At 41.5% G+C, this 4,195-nt stretch carries 5 protein-coding genes; all 5 read right to left on the reverse strand.

Going from position 1 to position 4,195, the window contains the following annotated elements; translation table 11 throughout:
* The coding region (locus tag ACUVXA_RS17115; RefSeq protein ID WP_445872504.1) for a hypothetical protein at positions 1 to 470 on the reverse strand (470 nt) is incomplete at its 3' end.
* Positions 448 to 1,305: a branched-chain amino acid ABC transporter permease gene (locus tag ACUVXA_RS17120; protein WP_445872505.1), complete on the reverse strand. Its 858-nt coding sequence runs from the start codon at positions 1,303 to 1,305 to the stop codon at positions 448 to 450. The genes ACUVXA_RS17120 and ACUVXA_RS17115, both read right to left, overlap by 23 nt.
* Before the next feature lie 15 nt (positions 1,306 to 1,320).
* Positions 1,321 to 2,031 carry an ABC transporter ATP-binding protein gene (locus tag ACUVXA_RS17125; protein ID WP_445872506.1) on the reverse strand — a complete coding sequence of 237 codons (711 nt, stop codon included), beginning with the start codon at positions 2,029 to 2,031 and terminating at the stop codon, positions 1,321 to 1,323.
* 15 nt (positions 2,032 to 2,046) lie between these two features.
* Complete coding sequence (locus tag ACUVXA_RS17130) at positions 2,047 to 2,748, reverse strand: ABC transporter ATP-binding protein (protein WP_445872507.1); 702 nt, start codon at positions 2,746 to 2,748, stop codon at positions 2,047 to 2,049.
* 57 nt (positions 2,749 to 2,805) lie between these two features.
* Positions 2,806 to 4,116, reverse strand: a complete 1,311-nt coding sequence (locus ACUVXA_RS17135) for an ABC transporter substrate-binding protein (RefSeq protein ID WP_445872508.1) — start codon at positions 4,114 to 4,116, stop codon at positions 2,806 to 2,808.
* Positions 4,117 to 4,195 lie beyond the last annotated feature (79 nt).

The raw sequence follows: 4,195 nt of genomic DNA on the forward strand, positions 1-4,195 counted from the left end.
ATAATATATAGAATATTAAATCCTGAAGCTGTTGAAATCACGGAAAAATAAAAACCGCTTCTACCCCCTGTGATAGCCTGCATAGCTTCTATGAGATTTGGAAAAAGTATTGCAAGCAAAAATGAGGCCATGCTCACGTAAAAGCCCTTTGCTCTGCTGGTGGCGAGAAATACGATTACGTTAACTAAGGATGCGAAGGATATACTTATGAGTATCGAGAGGTAAAGGGGCAACCCGTACCTTCCCGTGAGTATAATAGTCCCATAAGCTCCTATAGCCATAGTAACAGAGTAACCGAAAAATGGCTGACCACTTTTGAAAAATAAAAACCACGCTACGTATCCTTGTATAAGAAACAGGTATACATAGCCTGTAACCTTCTGCAGGTACCCTCCTCTTAATACAAAGGTGAGAGGTAGAAGCAGTAGTATAAGTGTTATTGTGGATTCATAACGACCTTTCACTTCCAAGTATCCCCTTTGGAGCGATTATTAAGACTAAGATTACAATTCCATAAAGAACTACGCTCTGCCACATACCACCCAGGAAAAAGCCGCTAAAGCTCATAACCATGCCCATTATGAGTGCACTTATCAGACCGCCCCATATATTTCCGATTCCACCGACCACGGCAATGATAAAGCCCATAAAGCCAAGTTCCCATCCACTTAATACCGTCAGATTATACAGCGCCCCCCAGAATATTGCCCCTATGCATGATAATGCACATCCAAGACCGGATGCTATACTGAAAACCTGGTTAGTGTTTATTCCAACAAGCTTTGACAGCTTGAGATTCTGGGAAGTTGCCTGCCAGGATTTTCCCCATCTAGTATATTCTTCCATGAACCTTAAAAAGACAAGTGTGGCTACAGCAAAGATCAATGCTATAATTCTGAATCCCTCAACTTTGTAATCTGCGATGTTAATTATGCCTATCCGGGGTAGGGATATGGAGATATTTGGGCGCGGAAAGATGGCTCGTACAAGCCCCTCAAACACGAAGCCTAAAGATACTGTTATTATAAAGAACAGGGTTGAATCTCCCCCTTTTTCGCTTATAGGAGTCAGGAGTATACGTTGAATAAAATAGCCTATAACAAAGCAGATTATCACCCCTATGGCAATTGATGTGCCCACATCCATGGAGAAAAAATACCAGATTATAAAACCTCCAAATACACCGATTGTTCCTATGGCAAAGTTCGGTATTCCGGTTATACCATAGATTACTGCTACTCCAAGGACAGGAAGGGATAATATTCCACCCATTATGAGACCAGTAATTGTTCCTTGCAAAAGCATTATAGTTCCTTCCCTTCATCCTCCAAGATAGAGGTCCTTTATCACCTGCCTGCTTAAGTTTTCTGTTTTTTCATCAAATTTTATTTCACCCGCTTCCAATCCAAAAAGCCTGTCGGCGATATTGAGTATCTTTATGTTTTGCTCTGAAAGTACAATGGTGTTTCCAGAGTCCTCCTTAATTTTTTTCAAGGTATCAAACAACCTTGTAACAAGTTTTGGGGCAAGTCCTATAGAAGGTTCGTCAATTAGCATAACCCTGGGATTTGCTGCGATCCCAATACCTATAGCGAGCATCTTCTGCTGACCGCCACTTAGAGTGTTTGCATTGTTTTTTCTTTTTGTCCATAGAACCGGAAAAAGTTCATAGACGTAATCTAAAAGTTTCTCACGTTCTTCCCTTGAACTGTAGAGGACACTTACTTCGAGGTTTTTCTTAATTGACATCATCGGAAATACATTTCCCTCTTGAGGAATGAGCATAAGTCCAAGCTTACGGCGTTTAAGAACCGGCCAATGTTCAATCCTGTGGTCTAGAAAATATATCTCACCCTCCCTTATTTTATGCGTACCCGCTATCGATTCAAGGAGGGTTGTTTTTCCAGCCCCGTTTGGTCCTACTATACCTACTATTTCATCGACATTTGCATGGAAGTTTATCCCCTTTAAAGCGCATACAGAGTTATAATAAGCATTCAGGTCTTTTACTTTTAAAATAGCTTCATTCAATCTGCTTTACCTCTTTCACTCAAGATATACAGCATGTACTTCTTCATTATTTTTAATCTCCTCCGGTGTACCTTCAGCTATTTTCTTACCCTCCGCCAGTACAAATATCCAGTCTGATGTCCTCATTATGGGTCTCATTTCATGCCCTATCTGGAATATGGTCAACTCTTTTTCTTTAAGAGATTCGATAATTTCACATATGTTATCGGTCTCTGAAGGTAAAAGCCCTCCCACAAGCTCATCGAGCAGAATTAATCTTGGGTCTGTGGCAAGTGCCCTACCGAGTTCCACAAGTTTTGCTTCAAGGGGAGGGAGACCTGAAACGATCTCAGAAGACCTGTCAATTAAATGAAGGAATTCAAGAATTTCATTAACCCTGTCTTTCCTCTCCTTTTCACTGATGATATTTTTAAACATCCCTGCAGCTACATTATCAAAAACCGTAAGGTTAGGGAAAAGATTTTTTTGTTGGTAGGTTCTTGCTATCCCTTTTCTGCATACTTCATAGGATTTGAGGTTGGTGATATCTTCTTGAGCGAATATTATTTTTCCTTCATCTACTGCAAGAGCGCCTGTAATAAGGTTGAAAAGGGTGGTTTTACCTGCGCCGTTTGGTCCGATTAGACTTGTTATTTTCCGCTTCTCCACAGTAAGACTTACTTTTTCAAGCGCTTTTAATCCACCAAACTTCTTTGATACGTTTTCGATCCTTAGCATTTACTTGTTCAAACCACCCTTTTCAAATTGTTTTCCACTTTATTTCTTAAAACACTTTTATCTTGCCATGGGATAACTTGTTCCAGGCTCAAGCCTTGTCATCCCTTTCATTTCTTCCAGAATTTGATGCATTGTTAATCTGGGTGTTTCGTAAACTCCTACGAGCTCTTCATGCAACCCGAATACGGGATGAAGTTCCGAAGCTCCTGGTACAAATCTGATTATTGCCCCCTTTGCTCCCCAGTTGTTTCCAAAGCCGTCCAGAGGGCCCATGGGACTTATGCATACATTCTGGAAAGATGTCTCCTGCATCAAGTCTATTATCACATCGGGGTCTTTGGTTTGAGCCTTTTCGTAAACTTCCTTTATCCAGTGGATAACCTGGTAGTAGTTGTTTGTATACGCTTCTGGAAAAGCCAGTTCCCCGTATTTTACCTTCCATTTTCTGACAAATTTCTTCCATGCGTCGCTCGTCGGATCATGGTCAGCAAGGGTGTAGATGTTCTTTGCGCCGTATTCACCTGTAATTATAGCACCACCCAGGTTGGAGTATGTTGTTCCATAGAGGAAAATCTCAGGTATTGCTCCTGCATCGCGGAGCTGAGTGGGTACTGTGAACCATCCTGCGCCGGTGTAGGGACAGAATATAGCATCGGGATTCTCCCTCTTTACTATCATCGCCTCGGTCGAGTAATCTGTTTTATCAAGAGGTGTGTAGATTATAGGGGCTATTTCGAAAGGTCTTCCTGCCTTTTCCCAGTACGCTTTCAACCCCATGCTATTACTGTATCCCCAATCGTAATCCCCTGCAATTATACCGACCTTTTTAGCACCCATTTCATGGAAAAACTTTCCAGCAAGCTGTCCTGCAAAATAATCTGCATAACCGTAGTAAACAACCCACTTAGTTACAGGAACCTCTCCTGGAGGCATGTACTTGCTCATGCTTAAGTGCCCACCAACGAATGCCGGAATTTTTAACTTTGGTGCTTCCGTGCATAGAGGGCGTATTGTTGTTTCAAGGGCTGCTCCTCCCATTACATCGGGTTTCCAGGTTGCAGCTTCTCTTCCGAGTTTTCTCAGCAACACTGAGGGTTTGGTTTCAATATCGATAACCTTGTACTCAATTCCAGCGAAACCCATAATACCCTCACTGTTGATTTCTTCCACTGCTAGCTTAATAGCCCTGTCATATGCCGGACCTATGTTTCCCGCTGGTCCTGAAAAAGATACGGTTCCCAGGATCCTTATGTACTCTCTTGTTTCTCCGAAAAGCAGGGTTGAAGTTAAACCTACCAACAACAGGGCGCCGACGATCATAATGATCATCAGCTTGTTTCTACTACTTTTAATGATTTTTTTTAACATTTGTTTCCTCCTTATTTATTTGAATATAATATTTTAAGTAAAAAATTTTAGGTTCTTCTCCAAATGTGTTGGTATAGAC

This window comes from Candidatus Jordarchaeum sp. (genome assembly GCF_052745115.1).

What these genes read in the sequence shown, in the direction of transcription:
- ACUVXA_RS17130 (WP_445872507.1), bottom strand. Translation starts at nt 2,748, where the DNA reads ATGCTAAGGATCGAAAACGTATCAAAGAAGTTTGGTGGATTAAAAGCG.
- ACUVXA_RS17135 (WP_445872508.1), bottom strand. Translation starts at nt 4,116, where the DNA reads ATGTTAAAAAAAATCATTAAAAGTAGTAGAAACAAGCTGATGATCATT.
- ACUVXA_RS17120 (WP_445872505.1), bottom strand. Translation starts at nt 1,305, where the DNA reads ATGCTTTTGCAAGGAACAATTACTGGTCTCATAATGGGTGGAATATTA.